15 protein-coding genes and 2 tRNA genes are annotated in these 18,080 nt (G+C 73.5%); 2 read left to right on the top strand and 15 right to left on the bottom strand.

Annotated elements, in window-relative coordinates:
- Window positions 1-119 precede the first annotated feature (119 nt).
- Window positions 120-1,262, bottom strand: coding sequence for an LLM class flavin-dependent oxidoreductase (locus tag ACZ6Y1_RS24445; RefSeq protein WP_469633522.1), 1,143 nt, complete (start codon window positions 1,260-1,262; stop codon window positions 120-122).
- A gap of 229 nt (window positions 1,263-1,491) precedes the next feature.
- On the opposite strand from ACZ6Y1_RS24445, the gene ACZ6Y1_RS24440 reads away from it, so the two are divergent.
- Window positions 1,492-2,250 carry an IclR family transcriptional regulator gene (locus ACZ6Y1_RS24440; protein WP_469633519.1) on the top strand — a complete coding sequence of 253 codons (759 nt, stop codon included), beginning with the start codon at window positions 1,492-1,494 and terminating at the stop codon, window positions 2,248-2,250.
- A gap of 62 nt (window positions 2,251-2,312) precedes the next feature.
- Here ACZ6Y1_RS24440 and ACZ6Y1_RS24435 read toward each other — a convergent pair.
- The 5 genes from ACZ6Y1_RS24435 to ACZ6Y1_RS24415 all read right to left on the bottom strand — a co-directional run bounded on the left by ACZ6Y1_RS24435 (window position 2,313) and on the right by ACZ6Y1_RS24415 (window position 8,643).
- Window positions 2,313-2,386, bottom strand: a tRNA-Lys gene (locus tag ACZ6Y1_RS24435).
- A gap of 186 nt (window positions 2,387-2,572) precedes the next feature.
- Window positions 2,573-4,243, bottom strand: coding sequence for an AMP-binding protein (locus ACZ6Y1_RS24430; RefSeq protein WP_469633516.1), 1,671 nt, complete (start codon window positions 4,241-4,243; stop codon window positions 2,573-2,575).
- Between the two features lie 26 nt (window positions 4,244-4,269).
- Entirely contained in the window at window positions 4,270-4,881 is a 612-nt protein-coding gene (locus tag ACZ6Y1_RS24425; RefSeq protein WP_469633513.1) for a lytic polysaccharide monooxygenase auxiliary activity family 9 protein, read from the bottom strand.
- 259 nt (window positions 4,882-5,140) lie between these two features.
- Entirely contained in the window at window positions 5,141-7,309 is a 2,169-nt protein-coding gene (locus ACZ6Y1_RS24420) for an SPFH domain-containing protein (protein WP_469633510.1), read from the bottom strand.
- Between the two features lie 11 nt (window positions 7,310-7,320).
- Window positions 7,321-8,643, bottom strand: a complete 1,323-nt coding sequence (locus ACZ6Y1_RS24415; RefSeq protein ID WP_469633591.1) for a peptidoglycan-binding protein — start codon at window positions 8,641-8,643, stop codon at window positions 7,321-7,323.
- A gap of 251 nt (window positions 8,644-8,894) precedes the next feature.
- On the opposite strand from ACZ6Y1_RS24415, the gene ACZ6Y1_RS24410 reads away from it, so the two are divergent.
- A tRNA-Lys gene (locus ACZ6Y1_RS24410) sits at window positions 8,895-8,968 on the top strand.
- 59 nt (window positions 8,969-9,027) lie between these two features.
- On the opposite strand, the gene ACZ6Y1_RS24405 is transcribed toward ACZ6Y1_RS24410, so the two are convergent.
- From ACZ6Y1_RS24405 to ACZ6Y1_RS24365, 9 genes are all read right to left on the bottom strand, one after another.
- Entirely contained in the window at window positions 9,028-9,690 is a 663-nt protein-coding gene (locus tag ACZ6Y1_RS24405) for a class F sortase (RefSeq protein ID WP_469633507.1), read from the bottom strand.
- Window positions 9,687-10,319: a hypothetical protein gene (locus ACZ6Y1_RS24400; protein WP_469633504.1), complete on the bottom strand. Its 633-nt coding sequence runs from the start codon at window positions 10,317-10,319 to the stop codon at window positions 9,687-9,689. The genes ACZ6Y1_RS24405 and ACZ6Y1_RS24400 overlap by 4 nt, the downstream gene beginning before the upstream one ends.
- A 196-nt stretch (window positions 10,320-10,515) precedes the next feature.
- Complete coding sequence (locus ACZ6Y1_RS24395; protein ID WP_469633501.1) at window positions 10,516-11,295, bottom strand: HAD-IIA family hydrolase; 780 nt, start codon at window positions 11,293-11,295, stop codon at window positions 10,516-10,518.
- A gap of 100 nt (window positions 11,296-11,395) precedes the next feature.
- Complete coding sequence (locus tag ACZ6Y1_RS24390) at window positions 11,396-12,970, bottom strand: alkaline phosphatase family protein (RefSeq protein WP_469633498.1); 1,575 nt, start codon at window positions 12,968-12,970, stop codon at window positions 11,396-11,398.
- Window positions 12,971-13,115: 145 nt separating this feature from the next.
- Window positions 13,116-14,201, bottom strand: a complete 1,086-nt coding sequence (locus ACZ6Y1_RS24385; protein ID WP_469633495.1) for a 2-aminoethylphosphonate ABC transporter substrate-binding protein — start codon at window positions 14,199-14,201, stop codon at window positions 13,116-13,118.
- A gap of 88 nt (window positions 14,202-14,289) precedes the next feature.
- Window positions 14,290-15,087 carry an ABC transporter permease gene (locus ACZ6Y1_RS24380; RefSeq protein WP_469633492.1) on the bottom strand — a complete coding sequence of 266 codons (798 nt, stop codon included), beginning with the start codon at window positions 15,085-15,087 and terminating at the stop codon, window positions 14,290-14,292.
- The gene (locus ACZ6Y1_RS24375) at window positions 15,074-15,898 is read right to left on the bottom strand and encodes a 2-aminoethylphosphonate ABC transporter permease subunit (RefSeq protein WP_469633489.1); all 825 of its coding nucleotides are present in this window, start codon (window positions 15,896-15,898) and stop codon (window positions 15,074-15,076) included. The genes ACZ6Y1_RS24380 and ACZ6Y1_RS24375 overlap by 14 nt, the downstream gene beginning before the upstream one ends.
- Window positions 15,899-16,316: 418 nt before the next feature.
- Window positions 16,317-17,375: an ABC transporter ATP-binding protein gene (locus ACZ6Y1_RS24370; RefSeq protein WP_469633487.1), complete on the bottom strand. Its 1,059-nt coding sequence runs from the start codon at window positions 17,373-17,375 to the stop codon at window positions 16,317-16,319.
- Window positions 17,372-18,079, bottom strand: a complete 708-nt coding sequence (locus ACZ6Y1_RS24365) for a phosphonatase-like hydrolase (protein ID WP_469633484.1) — start codon at window positions 18,077-18,079, stop codon at window positions 17,372-17,374. The genes ACZ6Y1_RS24370 and ACZ6Y1_RS24365 overlap by 4 nt, the downstream gene beginning before the upstream one ends.
- Between the last annotated feature and the right edge of the window lies 1 nt (window position 18,080).

The following is an 18,080-nucleotide window of genomic DNA, read 5'->3' as shown; positions in this document are numbered from 1 at the left end:
GAGCTGAGAGCACGTCAAAAACCGCCCGCCACCCCGGGTGACGAGCGGTTTAAGGCTCTCTTCAGGCACACTCCCGCAAGGTTTCGGCAACAAACCAGCCGAACCCCGTTCGCATACGGTCAACCAGCGGCGGGACCCTGCGGCTCCATGCCGTACGCATCTGCGACGAGCTCGTACGAGCGCAGCCGGGCCTCCCCGCCGTGCGCGTTGGCCGTCAACATCAGCTCGTCCGCTCCCGTGCGCTTCGCCAGGCCGTCCAGGCCGCCCCGGACCTCCTCGGCGGTGCCGTGGACCACGTTCGCCAGCCAGCCGTCCACGAACTCCCGCTCCAGCGGCGTGAACGCGTACGCCGCCGCCTCCTCGGGCGTCGGGATCAGACCGGGCCGCCCGCTGCGCAGCCGCAGCATCGACAGCGCGCCCGTCAGCACCTGGGCGCGGGCCTGCGCGTCGGTGTCGGCGGCGAGCGCCGCGACGCCGATGACGGCGTACGGGGCGTCCAGGACGGCCGAGGGGCGGAAGGTCTGCCGGTAGAGGTCGAGCGCGGGCAGGGTGCCGGCCGCCGAGAAGTGGTGGGCGTACGCGAAGGGCAGGCCGAGCTCCCCGGCCAGACGGGCGCTGAAACCGGAGGAGCCGAGCAGCCACAGCGGCGGCCGCCCGGTGGGGCCCTGGACGGGTCCCGGTACGGCGTGCACGCGGGCGTACGGATGCCCGTCCGGGAAGTCGTCGTCGAGGAAGCGGGTGAGCTCGGCGAGCCGGCGCGGGAACTCGTCCGCGGCCTCGTCGAGGCGGCCGGGCCCGCGCAGCGCGGCGGCCGTGCGGCCGTCAGTGCCCGGGGCGCGGCCCAGCCCGAGGTCGATCCGGCCCGGGGCGAGCGCCTCCAGGGTGCCGAACTGCTCGGCGACGGCCAGCGGGGCGTGGTTGGGCAGCATGACCCCGCCCGAGCCGAGGCGGATCCGGGAGGTGTGCGCGGCCAGGTGGGCCAGGATCACGGCCGGGGAGGAGCTGGCGACCCCGGGCATCGAGTGGTGCTCGGCGACCCAGTGGCGGTGGTACCCGCGGGACTCGGCGAGCCGGGAGAGGGCCACGCTGGTGCGCAGCGCCTCGTGGGCGGTGCGGCCGGCCCCGACGGTGACGAGGTCCAGCACGGAGAGCGGTACGGGCGCCCGGCCCAGGGCGGTGCCGCGGATCCCGTCGCCCGCTGCGCCCGCCGCGCCCGCGGTGTGCTCGCCGTCCGGTCGCTCCGCGTCCCAGGTGCCGCTCATCGTCTCTCCCGTCCCGTGCCCACGTCCGTACGAGGAGTTCGAACCATCGGCGGCGACCGGGCATTCCCGGCGTGGCGCGCCGAGCCCATGACCTTGGCATATGCCAGTGGAGTAGCCACAGGCGAGGCGGGCAGGATTGAGCCATCAATCTCCTCAACAGGCGCTCCACATGGGCCTCTTGATGGCTATCGTGGTAGAGCAAGCGGTAACAACCTGGTAGGGGGAAACCGTGGCGCTGAAGCCCGAGCCGACCGCGCCGTTCCACTCGGTGCAGTACGCACTGCGCGTACTCGAAACGATCGCACGGCACACCGGCGGTGTGACCGATGTGCAGATCGCGCGTGAGACCGGCCTGCCCGCAGTCCACCTCACCCCGATGCTGCTCATGCTGCGCCGGGAGGGATACGTCCTGCAGGTGTCCGACGGTGCCTACGCCATAGGGGATTCCCTCGTCCTGCTCGGCTCCGGCACCGACCGGCAGCAGGCGCTGACGGACAAGCTCCAGGAGACCCTGGACCGGCTCCGGGACTCCGTCGGCGCCGCCGTCTACATCAGCCGGTACGTGGACGGCGAGGTCAGGATCACCCAGTTCGCCGACAGCCCGCGCACGCCCAAGGTCCACGAGTGGGTCGACTTCCGGTCCGCCGCGCACGCCAGCGCGGTCGGCAAGTGCCTGCTGACGCAGCTGGACCTGAACGGGCGGCGCGACCACCTGTCCCGGCACAAGATCGCCCGGCTCACGTCGAAGACGATCGTGAACGAGCGGATCCTCTTCTCCAAGCTCGACTCCCAGCCCGCCACCGTGCCGATGCTCGACCTCCAGGAGTACGCCGTGGGCACCGTCTGCGCGGCGGTCCCGATCACGGCCGGCGCCTCGGTGGGCTGCCTGGCCCTGTCGATGCCCGTGGAACACGCGCACCGGCTGCGCGCCGCAGCGGACACCCTGAACCGGAAGGCGGCACCGCTGCTGCTGTCGCTCACGCTCTGAGGCCCGAGGCGGAAAACACTTCGGGCGGTTCCCGGTGAACCGGAAACCGCCCGAAGTACAGGTGCGCCGCCAGGGACTCGAACCCCGGACCCGCTGATTAAGAGTCAGCTGCTCTAACCAACTGAGCTAGCGGCGCCTGACAGAGAAAATACTACCTGGTCCCGGGGGGTGCTCCAAACCACTGCCTCCGCGGCAGGCCAGGGCCGGGAAGAACCAGCCCCTCCGGCGTTTGAGGAGCGGGGTCCGGGGCGGAGCCCCGTGCAGCGGGCCCGCAGCGAGGCGACCTGCCCCGCCCAGACGGCACCGCACCCCGCCCCGCAGGCTAGCGGTCCAGGAGGTCGAGACGGCCGTGGGCGGTGTACGAGGCCAGGAGGGCCGCGAGGGCCGCCTCGTCCAGGGGCTCGTACCCGCCGGACGGCGACCGGTGCCAGACCGGGTCCGGGCAGCGGAAGCCCGCGCGGCGGAGGGAGACCCGGTGGACCTTGTTCGTGGCCGTGACCGGCATCTCCGGGACGACGCGCACGTACCGCGGGGACATCTTCGTGCCGAGGTCCGGCTGCGCCGAGAGGAAGGCGGCGAAGGCGGCGGCGTCGAAGCGGGCGCCCTCCCGGAGGGAGACCGCCGCCATCACCTGGTCGCCCGCCACCTCGTCCGGGACCGCGTACACGGCGACCGCCGCCGCCTCCGGCCAGCGGGCCAGGATGTTCTCGATCACCGCGGCGGCCAGGTTCTCGCTGTCGACGCGCAGCCGGTCGTCCGTACGGCCCGCGAAGTACAGGAAGCCCTCCGCGTCGCGGAAGAAGAGGTCTCCGGTCCAGTACCAGCCGTCCCGCGTGCGGGCGGCCTCCGCGTCCGGGTTGCGCCAGTAGCCCTCGAACAGGCTGCGGCCCCGGTTGACCAGTTCACCGATGGCCTCCGCGCCGTTGAGCAGGCGGCCCTGGGGGTCGAGCTCCGCGGCCACGCATTCGCGGCCCGTCTCCGGGTCGATCACCGCGAGGTCGTCCGCCTCCCCCGCCCGCCCCAGCGCACCCGGCGGGGTGTCGGGCGTGCGCTGGACGGAGGCGCCGCCCTCGGTGGCTCCGTAGCCCTCGACCAGCCGGACCCCGAACCGCTCGGCGAAGCGCGCCGCGTCCACCGCGCCGGCCTCGGTGCCGAAGCCGAGCCGGAGGGAGTGGTCGCGGTCGCCGGGAGTGGGCGGGGTGGCGAGGAGGTACTGGATCGCGCGGCCGACGTAGGTGAAGTAGGTGGCCCCGTGGGTCCGTACGTCGTCCAGGAACGCGGAGGCGGAGAAGCGGCGGCGCAGGGCCACGGACGCGCCGCCCACCAGCGCCGGGAGCCAGTCCGCGATCACCGCGTTGCCGTGGAAGAGCGGCATGCAGACGTAGTGGACGTCGTCCGCGCCGACCGAGAAGCTCCGCGCCAGTGAGGCGCCGGCGGCCGCCAGCCGCCCCTGGGAGCAGACGGCCGCCTTGGGGGCGCCGGTGGAGCCGGAGGTGAAGTAGAGGAGGAGGCGGGAGGCCGGGGCCGGGGCGGTCAGCACCGCGTCGCCCGGCTTCGCGGCCGCGTAGGGGGCGAGGAGGGCCGCGTACTCCTCGGTGTCCGTGATCAGGAGTCGTACGCCGGGCAGGTCCAGGCCGCGCAGGAGCGGCAGGTGGGCGCGTTCGGTGATCAGGAGCCGGCACTCGGTGTGCAGGATGTCGCGGGCCAGTTCGGGGCCGCGCCGGGTGGGGTTGATCCCGGCGACGGCGGCCCCCGCGAGGGCCGCCGCGCCGAGCCAGAACGGGAACTCCGGGGTGTTGTCGAGCAGCACCCCGATGTGCGGCTCGGCCCCCCGGGGCATGAGGTCGACGAGCAGCGCGGCGCGCGCGGCGGCTTCCCGGGCGGTCCGGTGGTGGGTGAGGACACCCTCCTCGTACTTCAGTCCGGGCCGGTGGTCGCCCCACTGGCGCGTGATGAGCTCCGCGACGGTCTCCGGTGCAGTCGTCGTCCGCATGCCGCCGGAGGGTAGCTGACGTAGCGTCAGAACTGAACGTCGGAGCAGGCGTAGAACGCCATCGGGGTGTCGTTGACGGTCCAGACGGCCAGGATCAGGTGGCGGCCGGTCTTGCCACTGGGCATGGCGCCCTGGTGGACGGTGGTCATGGCGGGCCGGGCGCCGTTGTAGGCGACGGTGAGGAAGGGCTGGGGTTCGAGATCGGCGCGGGTCAGGGCCTTGGTGCCGGTCCAGCCGTTCTTGGTGATGTAGTACTTGAAGTCGGTGGTGGAGTGGTTCGCGGTGAACTGCCACCGGAAGCTGTAGCTCTGGCCACTGGTCACGGGCGTGGTGGGCCAGGCGCCACCGCGCGGGTCGTCGAGTTCCGCGAACTGCGAGAGACCGCCGGAACATATCTTGCCGTCGGCGGGACCGGCCGCCGGGAAGCCCTTGTAGCCCTCCACGCTCTGCGGCTCCCACTGGATGGCTCCGCAGTTGGAGACGGTCTTGTTGGCGCAGAGCTTCTGGCGGCTGATGGGGGTGTCGGTGTAGCCGTGGCTGCTGGCGGTGGGGGCGCTGAGCAGGGTGACTCCGGCGACGAGGCCGAGACCGAGCGCGGCGGCACCGGCCGCCCGTCCGGGCATGCGGAAGGGACGCATGATGCTGATGCTCCTTGAACGTGGGGGGAGGTTCGGGGAGAGCGTGCGCACGCGTGGGGATGCACTTCAGGTCTAGACCAAGTTCCAGATTATTGACGGGAGTTGGCCATGTCCAGACCAATGGAAGAACGGGTGGTCCGGTCGGTTCCGGCCACCCGTTCCCGTGCGTCGCCCGTTCTCCGGCCGCTGCTCCGGCCGCTGCTCCGGCCGCTGCTCCGGCCGCTGCTCCGGCCCGCTGCTCGGCCCGCTGCTCCGCCCGCTACTCCGCCCGGCCCGTGTAGAAGGCGACGGTGAGGTCCTTCACCAGCGCCTTGCGCTCGTAGTCGTCCAGCTCGACGAGTCCGCGGGAGGTCAGCCGGTGGACGGTGTCGTCCACCGCGTCCACCACCGAGGTCAGCACGGTGTCCCGGTGCTTGGCGTCGATGGCGGCCACCCGGCGGCGGCGCATCGCCTCCGCGACCTCGGGGGCGTACTCGATCCGGGTGGGTTGCGCCGAATAGACCTCGATCCCGACGGCCTCGGTCTCGGCCGCCAGCATCCGGGTCAGCGCGTCACCGACGGCCTCGGCGTCGCGCAGGGTCGGAGCGTCCTCGTGGAAGGCGTCGGCGGGCAGTTGGGACAGGACGCGGGCCATGGCCGACTCGACCTGCTCGGCCAGGTAGTCGACGTGGTCCTCGACGGCCAGCGTGGCCCGGGCCGTGTCCTTGACCTGCCAGACCACCTGGACGACCACCCGGAGGGCGAGGCCTCCCGAGTCAACGGCGGGCATGGGCTCGCTGCGCCAGTGCCGCAGGCGTACGTCGACCCGGCGGCGCAGGAGCAGCGGGCTGATCCAGGTCAGGCCGGTGCGCCGGACCGTGCCGCGGTAGCGGCCGAAGAGGGTGAGCACCCACGCGTGGCCGGTCCGGGCGCGACCGAGGCCGCCGAGGGCGAGGAGGGCGACGATGCCGAGGAAGGCGAGCGGGGGCCAGTGCTGGGCGCGCAGCCCCTGGTAGGCGCGGGGGGTCCCGCCGAAGGCCGCCACGAGGGGGGCGGGGAGGATCCCGGCCCGCCAGAGCACGGCGGTGCAGCCGGAGAGGGCGAGTCCGCCGACGACCACGCCGACCCAGCCGGGCAGCACCGGGCCGCGGTGCTCCCGGAGCCGGTCGTCCCCGCGGGGGACCCGGCGGCCGGGGGCGGGCTTGGGCGGCGCCGTCCGTCGGGGGGCGGGGGTGGCGGTGGGGGCGGATGCGGCGGCGGGGGCGGGGGCGGGGGGCCGGGTGGGCTGCGGATTCCCGAGGAACGGGAGGTGCACCGGGACCTCGGTGACGGCCGTGCCGCGGGCTGCCGGGCGCAGTTGGGGGATGTCCTGGGTGTCCTCCTCGTCCCCGTCGCCGTCCCCGTCCCCGTCTGCGGTCCTGCCCGGCCCGGACTCGGTGCGCAGGCCGCGCGCCACCGCCTGGGCGACGATCTCGGCCACGCCGGGGCCGGGGATGCCGGAGGGTTCGGGGTCGGGGTGGCTCCGCAGGCGGAGGGTGGGGTGGGGGGCGGGTTCGTGTGCGTCCGTGTGTGCGTGCGGGTGCGGGTGCGGGTGCTCCGTGGTGGGTGGCTCGGGGTTGGGGGCCTCGCGGGGGGCGGTCACGTGCGGGGTGGGGGCCTGCGGCGCCGCCCCCCTGCCCGCCCCTTCCCACGGCCGGGGGTGCGCCCCGGACCCGTCGGCGCCCCCGGCACCCGGGTCCGGCCCCTCGCGGGGCGGGGCGAGGAGCGGTGCGGCCTGCGGCCCGGCGGCCGTCGTGAACGCCGTCGCCGCCGCGACCAGGGGGGCGGCGGGGTCGGCGGCCTCGCGGGGGCCGGCCACGGTCGCGAGGGGGGTGGGGGCCTGCGGCGCCGCTCCCCTGCCCGCCCCTTCCCCGAACCGGGGCTCCGCCCCGGACCCCGGGTACGCGTGCACCGCCGGCCCGTCGGCCGGTTCCGGCGAGCCCTGGTGGGCCTCCCGCTCGGCAGCCACCACGGCCGCCGGCACGGCGGCCCAGGCCGGCGCCTGGTGCACCTCGGACCCGCCGAACGCCGCGGGGGCGGCGGTCGGGGCCGGGCATGCCTCCCGCTCGGGGAACGCCACGGGGGTGGCGGGCCCGGACTGGTACGACTCCCGCTCGGGGAACGCCGCAGCGGCGGTGGGCCGTGCCGGAGCCGGGCGTACTGCCGGCTGCGCCGACGAGGCGGTGACGGGCTCGGCGGGAGTCGCCGGGCAGGCGGTCCGGGCCTGGGCCCGGTCCGGCTCCGGGGCGGCGGCCGTCGCGGGCGCGGGTCCGGCGAACCGGGCCGGAGCCCGGAGCGGCCCCGGGTCAGCGGCGGCCGCCGCCATCGCGGCGGGGCCGGCCTCGCGGGTCGGCGGGGTGGTGGGGAGTCGGAGGGTGCCCGTGGTTGTGGTGGTGCGGGTGGGGTACATGTTTGCCTCCCTCATGCGAACAGCCGGCGCCAGGTTTCCGGGCCCGGATAGCCGTCGGCCGCCGCTCCGCGCCAGCCCTGCGCCCGCTGGAACGCCTCGACGGCACGGCGGTCGGCCTCGCTCCAGCGCGGGCCCGGGCCGGTCCGGTAGTACTTGCCGAAGCCCTTCTTCACCAGCCGGCGGCCCAGCGCGGTGACGGCGTCGTGGGAGGAGCCCGGGCGGAACACCGACGCCCCGGGGTAGGCCCGTACGCCGCCCGGCCCCGGCGCGCCGCCCACCGTCGGCGGGATGTCCTTGCCCTGGCGGTCGACCAGCAGCCGCCACGTGTGCTCGCCCGGGAGCCCGTCCGCCTCGCCGCCCTTCCAGCCCTGGGCGAGCTGGAAGGCCTGCGTGGCCAGCCGGTCGGCATCGGACCACGTCCTGCCCGCGCCCTGCGGGTAGAAGCGGGAGGCGCCCCGGTCGATCAGCATCCGGCCCAGCTGGGCGACGTACTCGTTGCTCTGCCCGGGGCCGAACTTCCCGGCGCCCGGGAAGGCCGCGGAGCCGGCGGGCGGTCCGCCGGGGGTGTCGATCCCGCCGATGACCCCGTTGTAGCGGTAGGGGATGTACTTGGTGGCGTTGTTCCAGTACCCGTACGGCGTAGCCAGCTTCCGTGTCGTCGGGCGCGTCTGCTCGTAGGCGATGTAGTGGGTGCGGGTCTCGTCCACCCACCCGCCGAAGAGGGTGACGTGCGAGCCCTTGTTCGGGTCCGCCGGGTTGTGGAAGAGCAGCATGTCCCCCGGCAGGAGCTCTTCCTTCGTGATGCGGGTGGCGAACTTGTCCAGGCTGCCGGTCCACTCGTTGGTGCCCAGGTTCCAGACCATGGAGACGAAGCCCGAGCAGTCCTGCCGGTATCCGTCCGTCCAGTAGTCGGACATGCTGTACGGGACCTTCGCGTCCAGCCACAGCTTCGCCCGGTTGACGATCGTCGCCCGGTCCAGCCGCTTCCGCGCCGCGGCCGGCGCCCCCGGCGCCCCGGGCTTCCCGGCCGGACCGCCCTTCGGGCCGTGCAGCGGGGACCTGCCGCCCTGGGGTGTGCCGGGGTCGTCGTGCGCCACCGGTCCCGGGGCCGGGGCTGCCGGTGCGGCCACCGCGACGGCGGCCGAGCCGCCGCCCAGGACCACTCCCGCCGCGGTCGCCAGGACCAGCGCGCGCCGCGCCCCGCGCGCCGCGGGATGCCCCCCGTCCCGCAGCGGTATGGCCCGGGCGCGGGCCAGCGCCCGGCGGCGCTCCGCGCATCCCCGGCACGGGCAGTCGCCGGCGGGCTCGTACTCCTCGAAAGCGGGCATCGGCATCAGCGTCCGCTCGGGCGCCGGTGTCGGCTCGTGCATCGGCTCATGCACCGGAGGCAGCATCGTCATGCGGTTCCGTCCACTCCCCTGTTTCGTCCACTGGTCGGCCGGACCGCATCTGGCGGGGCGTCACATGCGGCACGGCCAGACATATCGTGCACGATAAACCCCCCAAACATGGGTTAATCGGACAAGGCGGGCGTGGCTGGTCACGAGCACCTCCGGAAGTGGGGTAGAGTTTTCCCTGTCAGCAAGCGCCGCTAGCTCAGTTGGTTAGAGCAGCTGACTCTTAATCAGCGGGTCCGGGGTTCGAGTCCCTGGCGGCGCACAGACGGAGGAAGCCCCTCGCAGTGAGAACTGCGAGGGGCTTCTTCGTCGTACGGGCGGCTACGCCGCCGTGCCCGGGCGGACGCCCGCGCCCGTGAGGTACGCGGAGACCACCACGTTGGCCGTGTACTCCTTGGCCTCCTTGTCGTACGAACCGCCGCAGGTCACCAGCCTCAGTTCGGCCCGGCCCGCGACCCGCTGCCCGTACGCCTTGTGCGGGTCGAAGCCCGCGCGCTCGAAGACCCGTACGTCCTCGATGGTGAACTCGGCGACCGAGCCGTCCGCCCGCACCACCCGCACCTTGTCGCCCGGCTGCGCCGAGCTCAGACCGTAGAACACCGCGGGTTTGGCCCGGGTGTCCACGTGCCCCACCATCAGCGCGGTTCCCGCCGCGCCCGGCTGCACCCCCTTGCCCCACCAGCCCACCGTGCCCGGGCTGTCGTACGGGGGCGGCTCGATCGCGCCGTCCTTGTCCAGGTCCCGGGGGATCACCGGGGCCTGGATGCCTATGGAGGGCACGTCGACCCGCTGCGGCGGGGCCCCCGCGAGCGGGGCGCGCGCGGCCGGCAGCCCCGGGCCGACCACCCCACCGGCCTGGCCGGCGAGCGGGGCGGGGACCCCGGTGATCTGGCGGCCCCACAGCCACAGCCCGAGCACCAGCACCGACCAGGCCGCGAAGGTCAGCAGCCGCCCGCCGGGGGAACCCTTGGCCTCCGCGCTCATTCGCCGCTGCGTCGGCGGCGCAGGGTCAGCGCCCGGCCCGCCACCGCCAGGGTGGCGACCGCGGCGAGGACCGCGCCGATCACGGTGTGCGGAAGACCCGGACCGCCGCCGTGCTCCTTCTTGGCGGCCGCGGCCAGCCCGGCGTCGCCGGCCTTCTGCGGCTGCTGCTTGGCCACCTCGGCCGCCATGCCGCCGCCGCCCGCGTGGACCGGCCAGACCGGCGAGGCGTGGTGGCTCGGGCGGTGGTGGGCGATCTCGATGGAGCCGGTGACCTTGTCGTGGCCGTCGCAGATCACCCGGACGGCGTGCCAGCCGGGCGAGGCGTGATGGGCGATCACTCCCTCCCCGAAGAGCGGACTGCGGCCGCCGTCACGGCCGTACAGGTCGATGTCGTCCACGAAGACGGAGGACTTGGCCGAGCCCCGGATGCCCTCGCATCCGTGGACGCGCAGCTTGACCTGCGCCCCCGGGTGGGCCGGATTCGGCTCGACCGAGATGCTGCCACCCCGGTCGCCGCGGCCTCCGTGGTCCTCCTCGCCCGCCAGGGCGGTGGGCGCGGCCACCGTGGAGAGCGCCGTCAGGGCGACGGCCACCCCGGCGGCACGGAGACCGATCAGAACACTGCGCATGGTGAACCTCCTCGTCAAGGAGATTCACGCGCGGCGCGCCGCTCCGCATCCGGAGCGGCGCCGTACGTGTCAGCCGCGTCAGCCGAACGCCCCAAACACAGTTCGCCCCCATGGCCGAACGTCCTGGGCCGACCGGGACGGACGCCGGGCCGCACTCCGGCCGGGCCCCGGGCCGGGCCCCTGGCCGGACTCCGGGTCAGACGAGGTCGACCAGGTCCGCGATGGAGTCGACCGTCTTCGTCGGGCGGTAGGGGAACTGCTCGGTGTCCGCCACCGTGGTCAGGCCGGTGAGCACGAGGAAGGTCTGCATGCCCGCCTCCAGTCCGGCCAGCACGTCGGTGTCCATGCGGTCGCCGATCATCGCGCTGGTCTCCGAGTGCGCGCCGATGGCGTTCAGGCCCGTCCGCATCATCAGCGGGTTGGGCTTGCCCGCGAAGTACGGCTTCTTGCCCGTCGCCTTGGTGATCAGCGCGGCGACCGCACCGGTGGCGGGGAGCGGGCCCTCGGTGGAGGGGCCGGTCTCGTCGGGGTTGGTGCAGATGAAGCGGGCGCCGGCGTTGATCAGGCGGACCGCCTTCGTCATCGCCTCGAAGCTGTACGTCCGGGTCTCGCCCAGGACGACGTAGTCCGGCTCGTGGTCGGTGAGGACGTAGCCGATGTCGTGGAGGGCGGTGGTCAGGCCGGCCTCGCCGATGACGTACGCCGTGCCGCCCGGGCGCTGGTCGTCGAGGAACTTCGCCGTGGCCAGGGCCGAGGTCCAGATGTTCTCGACGGGGACGTGCAGGCCCATCCGGGACAGCCGGGCCTGGAGGTCGCGCGGCGTGTAGATGGAGTTGTTGGTCAGCACCAGGAAGGGCTTGCCGGATTCGCGCAGCCGCTTGATGAAGGCGTCGGCACCGGGGATGGGGGTGCCCTCGTGGATCAGGACCCCGTCCATGTCGGTGAGCCAGGATTCGATCGGCTTGCGCTCTCCCACTGGACTGTTCTCCGCTCTCGTGGCCTGTGACCCTCTGGTCTGTACCACCCTATCGGGGCCGGGCCGTGGCCGCCGTGAGCGTCCACAGCCCGGACCCGGATCAGGCGAGGCGGACGTTGTCCACGGTCCAGTACCAGTTGTTGCTGCCCGCGTAGCGGAAGCGGACCTGGACGTCGGTGGCGCCGGACGGGACCTGGAGCGCGATCGACTCCGGCTTGGCCACGGCGTCGGCGGTGTAGCTCTTGACGACCGTCGGCGTACCGCCGTTGTACGAGACGAGGACCTGGGCGGTCTGCCCGGCCTCCTGGCGGTAGTGCGTCTGGAAGGTCAGGTTGCGCGTGGTGCCGCCGGTGACCGCCCACTTGGGGGTGATCAGGGTGGAGTCGTAGCTGCCGGTGTGGCTCTTGTCGTCCCACTCGTCGGAGTCGGCGACGGCGAAGACGTCACGGGAGCGCACGTTCAGCTCGCGCCACTGGTCGCGCTGCGCCTGGCTCCAGAACTCGTCGGTCGCGAAGGCCCAGCCGGCCCACTCGGTGACACCGCCCGTGCCCATCTTGGAGTTGTCGACGGACCAGCCCGCCGGCGGGGTGTGCGTGAAGCCCCTGGTGGCCGCCGGGATGCCCGTCTCGTCCACGCGGGCCCGGAGGTTGGGGCGCAGGGTGTCGAAGGGGTCGTCGTCCGGGGAGTCCAGCGGGACGCCGTCCAGCCCGGTCGTGGGGACGCCGACCTGCTGGAGCGCGGTCGCGGCCACGTCCACCAGCTTGACGTCGTCCCGGACCGAACCGGCCGGGATGCCCGCGCCCTTGGCGATGACGAAGGTGCCGCGCTCCTGGATGGAGGAGCCGCCGTGGCCGCCGGCGTCGGTGTGGCCGTGGTCGGTGGTGACCAGGATCTTCCAGTTCTCCTGGCCGTAGGTGGGCCGGTTCCGGACGGCGGTGAGGAGCTGGCCGATCAGCGCGTCGACGCGGCCGATGGCGTCCAGGTACTCCTGGCCGGCGGCGCCGGAGGTGTGGCCGGCGTGGTCGATCTCGCCGAGGTAGACGAAGGCGGCGTCCGGGTTCTGGCCCTGCAGTTCGGCGGCGGCAGCGGCGGCGATCTTCGGGTCCTCGCTGCCGTAGCCGTCACGGTCGCCCTTGAGGCTCAGGCGCTTGTCGACCTTGGCGGAGAAGACCGGACCGTTCTGGTCGGTGGAGGTGATGGGCTCCCAGTCGGCGGCCGCGTAGGTGTTGAGCGCCGGCTTGGCGTTCTCGATGCGGGTCAGGAAGTCCGGGTAGGCCGTGTAGTTCTTGCCGGTGAAGGAGTTGTCCTTCACGCCGTGCTTGTCGGGCCACACGCCGGTGGCGATGGTCGACCAGCCCGGGCCCGAGGAGGTGGCGGCCATCGGGCTCGCGTAGAGGGTGCTCCTGGCGGTCAGGCCCTCGGCCATCAGGCCCTGCAGGTTGGGGGCGTTGGCGGCCCTGACGCGGTCGAGGACCGTGCCGTCTATGCCGATGACGAGGACCTTGCCGGTGGTGCCGGCCGCACCGGCGGCGGTGGCGTTGACGGTGTGCGCGCCGAGGGCGGTGGCGAGCAGGGCCGTGGCGGTGGCGGCCACGGCGAGCGTGCGGGGGCGGGCGCGCGTGCCGGTGCGGGCGCGCGTGCCGGTGCGGGGGCGTCCGGGCAGGACAGGGGACACGTACTCCTCCTGGGAGCAAGTGAGCGGCGGAAGGTGCGGGACCTTGCGGGGGTGGTGCGTACGGGCCCGGACCGGAGGTGGGTTCGGTCCAGACCCGTTATCCGAGCGTCACTCTCCCGGCCGCGGGTGACCGGGAAGTGACCGGTCAGCTTCCGGTCGCCGACTTCCACGCGTCGACGTAGGCGGAGAGGTTCCTGTCGATGTCGGCCCAGTCCGGCTCGAAGACCTCGACCCCCGTCATGATCTTGGCGAGTTCGACGGCGTTCGCGTCGGTCGGCTTGACGTCGCTGCGCGCCGGGAAGCCGCCGCCGACCTCGCTGACCAGCTTCTGGGCTTCCTCACTGAGGAGGTGGTCGAGGAGCTTCCTGCCGTTCTCGCCGTGCGGGGCCTTGTCGACGAGGCCGGCCGCGTAGGGCAGCGCGAAGGTGGTCGGCTTGCCGCCGTCCTTCGCCGGGAACCAGATGCCCAGGTTCGGCATGGTCCTGGACTGCGCGTAGTTCATCTGGACGTCGCCGTTGGCGACGAGCAGCTCGCCCTTGTCGGTCTTGGGCGCGAGCTTGCTGGTGGAGGAGGACGGGCCGACGTTGTTGGCCTGGAGCTTCTTCAGGTACTCGTTCGCCGGCTCCTTGCCGCCGAAGTCGTGCATCGCCTTGATGAGCACGGCGGTGCCGTCGCCCGCGACGCCCGGGGTGGAGTACTGGAGCTTGCCCTTGTACTTGGCGTCCAGCAGTTCCTCCCAGGTCCTGGGGGCCTGGGGCAGCTCCTTCTTGTTGTAGACGAAGCCGAAGTAGTTGTTGACGACCGAGGTCCACTTGCCGTCGGCGGCCTTGTCCGCGCCGTTGACCTTGTCGGAGCCCTGGGGCTTGTACGACTGCAGCAGGCCCTTGCCGTCGGCCTGCTGGATGAAGGGCGGCAGGGTGATGATGACGTCGGCCTGCGTGTTGGTCTTCTCGCGGGCGGCGCGCGCCACCAGCTCGCCGGAACCGCCCTCGACGAGCTTGACCTCGATGCCGGTCTTCCTGGTGAAGTCGGCGAAGACCTTGTCGTACCAGCCGTCGCCCTTCTCGCTCTTGAGGCCGTCGGCGCTGTAGACGGTGACGACCTTCTCGCCGCCGCCGTCCTTGCCGGAGCCGGCGGAGGTGGAGGCGCCGCCGCAGGCGGTCAGGGAGACGGCGAGGGCGAGGGCGCCGGTGGCGGCGCAGGCGGTCCGGAGCAGGAGCTTGCTGGGCATGGAACTTCCTCACGGGGAAAGGGAGTCGGCGGGGGTTGGCGGGGATCAGCGCAAGTCGGCGGGAGAACGGGCCGGTCGGCGGTGACCGTCAGCGGTACGAGGCCTTGGTGCGGATCCGGGAGACCGCCACCAGGACGATCAGCGTGGCGGCCATCAGGACCACGGCGACGGCGGAACCGCTGTGGAGGGAGCCGCGGTCGGTGGCCGTGAAGATCCGGACCGGAAGGGGCATCCAGTCCGGCGGGTAGAGCATCATCGTGGCGCTCAGCTCGCCCATGGACAGGGCGAAGCAGAGCCCTGCGGCCGCCGTGAGCGACGGCAGCAGGAGCGGGAGTCTGACCCGCCACAGCACGTACGAGGGGCGGGCTCCCAGGGAGGCCGCCGCCTGCTCGTAGGCCGGGTCGAGACGGACGATGGCGGCCGAAACCGACTGGTGGGCGAACGCCGTGACAAGAACGGTGTGCGCCAGGACGACGATGGAGCCGGTGCCGTTGAGCAGCACCGGCGGCCGGCTGAAGGCGACGAGGACGGCGAGGCCGACGACGACGGACGGCACGGCGACGGGCAGCATGAACAGCGCGTCGAGGAAACGCTTGCCGCGCTTCGTCAGTGCGGCGCCGGCCAGTGCGGCCCAGGTGCCGAGGGTGAGGGCGAGCAGGCTCGCGGCCACGGCGGTGACCAGGCTGGTGGTCAGGGCCTGGAGGGATTCGCCCTGCACGGCGGAGGCGTAGTTCGCCGTGGTCGCACCGGAGGGGAAGGCCCCGGACCAGCGGGTGGCGAAGGAGGCCGCGACCACGACGAGCAGGGGCAGGGCGAAGAGCGGCAGGAAGAGGAGGCCGAACAGGCCCCAGGCGGCCCAGCGGCCGGTCCTGCTATGCACCAGCACGCTTGCTCACCACCCGGTAGAGGCCGAACAGGCCGACTGAGATCGCGATGTTGACGACGGCGACCACGCAGGCGGCCGAGTAGTCGGATTCGAGGATGGCCTTGCCGTAGATCAGCATCGGGAGGGTCGTGACGTCCTTGGCCCCGGTGAACAGGACGATCCCGAACTCGTTGAGGCACATGACCAGGACGAGGCTGCCGCCGGCGGCGAGGGCCGGGAGCGCCTCGGGGAGGATCACCCTCCGGACGATCCGGGCGGGGCGGGCGCCGAGACCGGCGGCGACCTCCAGCTGGGCGGTGTCCAGCTGGGAGAAGGCGGCGAGCAGCGGGCGCATCACGAAGGGCGTGAAGTAGGTGATCTCCGCGAGGAGGACGCCCCAGGGGGTGGTGAGGAAGTGGAACGGCCCTTCGGCGGCGCCGGTGAGGTCGGTCCAGACGCCGTTCGCCATGCCGACGGTGCCGTAGACGAAGAGCAGCGCGAGGGTGATGAGGAAGGAGGGGAAGGAGAGGAAGACATCGATGAACTTCGCGACGCCGCGGGCCCCGGGGAAGGGTACGAACGCGATGATCAGCGCGAGGGTGAACCCGAGGAGGAGGCAGCCGGCGGTGGCGCCGACGGCGAGCCAGACGGTGGTGCCGAGCGCTTCGCGGAAGGCGGCGGAGGCGAAGACGGAACGGTACGCGGCGAAGGCGCCGCCGCCGCCGTCCGCCGGGTCCGGGGTGAGCGACTGCTGGACCACCAGCCCGAGCGGGTACAGGAACACGAGCGCGAGCACCGCGACGGGCGGCACGACCCACACACCACCCGCCACCCGCCGCTTCCCCCGCGGGGTCGCCCCCCGGGGCCCTCGGACGTCCCCTCGCGGGGCACCGGCCGGGACATCCAGCCTCGCCCACGCCTGAGGCGCGGGATCCGGAATATCCAGCCCCGCCGGCGTTTGAGGCGCGGGGTCCGGGGCGGAGCCCCGATCCTGCAGCCCCGCCGGCACCTGACGCGCGGGGGCCGGAATGTCCAGCCCCGCCGGCGTTTGAGGCGCGGGGTCCGGGGCGGAGCCCCGATCCTGCAGCCCCGCCGGCGTTTGAGGCGCGGGGGCCGGAATGTCCAGCCCCGCCGGCGCCTGAGGCGCGGGGTCCGGGGCGGAGCCCCGATCCTGCAGCCCCGCCGGCGCCTGAGGCGCGGGAGCCGGGGGCCGCCGGGGCGGGCCGGCGGCCGCCGCGCGGCGCGTCGGCTCAGCCATCGGACACCCCCGCGGCCAGCAGCACCGCATCGCGCGGTTCGAAGTGCAGCGTCACCCGGTCCCCGAGCGCCGGCGTCTCCCGCAGTTCGGGGAGGTCCGCCTTCACCCGGTGCCCGTCCACGTCCACGTACAACCGGTGCGTGGCGCCCCGCCACTGGACCTCCGCGATCGTGCCGCTCAGCGCGTTCGGTCCGTCGCCGAGGCCGAGCAGGTGCGGCCGTACGCACAGGGTGGCGGTGGAGCCCGGCAGGGCCCGGCCCGCATCGAGGGTCAGGGACCTCCCGGCGAACTCCGCGCCGCCCTCCACGACCGTGACCGGCAGCAGGTTCGCGTTGCCGACGAACGACGCCGTGAACGCGGTGCGCGGGGCCCGGTACAGCTCCTGCGGGGTCCCGCAGTCCTGGAGCCGGGCCCTGTCCATGACCGCGATCCGGTCGGCCAGGGTGAGCGCCTCGATCTGGTCGTGCGTGACGTACAGGATGGACACGTCCGGCAACTCGCGGTGCAGCCGGGCCAGTTCCGTGAGCATCCCGGAGCGCAGCTGGGCGTCGAGGGCCGAGAGGGGCTCGTCCAGGAGGAGGACCCCGGGGCGGATGGCCAGCGCCCGCGCGATGGCCACGCGCTGCTGCTGCCCGCCGGACAGTTCGCGCGGGTAGCGCTTGGCGTAGGCCGCCATGCCCGTGAGTTCGAGGGCCTCGGCGACCCGCCCGGGGATCTGCGCCTTGGGCGCCCTGGGCGCCTTCTGCGCCTTCAGGCCGAAAGCGACGTTGTCCTCGACGCGCATGTGCGGGAAGAGCGCGTACTGCTGGACGACCATGCCGATGCCCCGCTTGTGCGGCGGGAGCGCGGTGACGTCCCGGCCGCCGATCAGCACGCGGCCGGCGACGGGCCGGACGAATCCGGCGACCGCGCGCAGCGCCGTGGTCTTGCCCGAGCCGGAGGGGCCGAGGAGGGCCATCACCTCGCCCGGCTCGACGGTGAGGTCGAGGGATTCCAGGACGGTGTTGCCGCCGTAGGCGACGCTGACCCCTTCGAAACGTATGCCGCTCACGCCGACCCCGCCAGGAGCGCCAAGAGCGACGGGAGTTCGGCGACGGAGCCGAGCACGTGGGTCGCGCCGTGTCCGGCCAGGGCCTCCCGCTCGTGGGCGCCGGTGAGGACGCCGGCGACGGTGCCCGCGCCCGCGCGGGTGCCGCTGAGCATGTCGTAGGCGGTGTCACCGGCGGTCACGATCTCGCGTACGTCGTCCACGGCGCCGGTCCGCAGGAACGCGGCCAGCACCATGTCCGGGTACGGGCGGCCGCGGCCGCCGGCGTCCGCCGGGCAGAGGGTGAGGTCGGCGAGGTCCTGCCAGCCGAGCGCGTCGATGATGGCGTCCTGGGTGACGCGGGCGAAGCCGGTGGTCAGGACGACGGTGCGGCCCTCGGCGCGGAGCTGCTCGATGGCGGCGCGGGCGCCGGGGATCCCGGAGACCAGGCCGGCGTCGACGAGTTCCCCGTAGGCCTGCTCGAAGGCGGAGTTGGCGCGCTGCGCGAGTTCCTCCGTACCGAAGAGGTGGCGGAAGACGGAGATCTTCGACTCGCCCATGGTGTCGCGGACGTACCGCAGCTTCGTCGCGTGGTCGGCGCTGCCGGGCTCGACCCCGAGGTGGCCGGCGGCCCGCTCGAAGGCGCGCTCGACGAGGCCGCCGTCGGCGACGGTGGTGCCGGCCATGTCGAGGACGACCAGCCCGCGGTTCCTGTGTTCGATGGTCATG

This window comes from Streptomyces sp. NPDC053432 (genome assembly GCF_055585365.1).
This window is presented reverse-complemented; position numbering and strand designations above follow the sequence as displayed.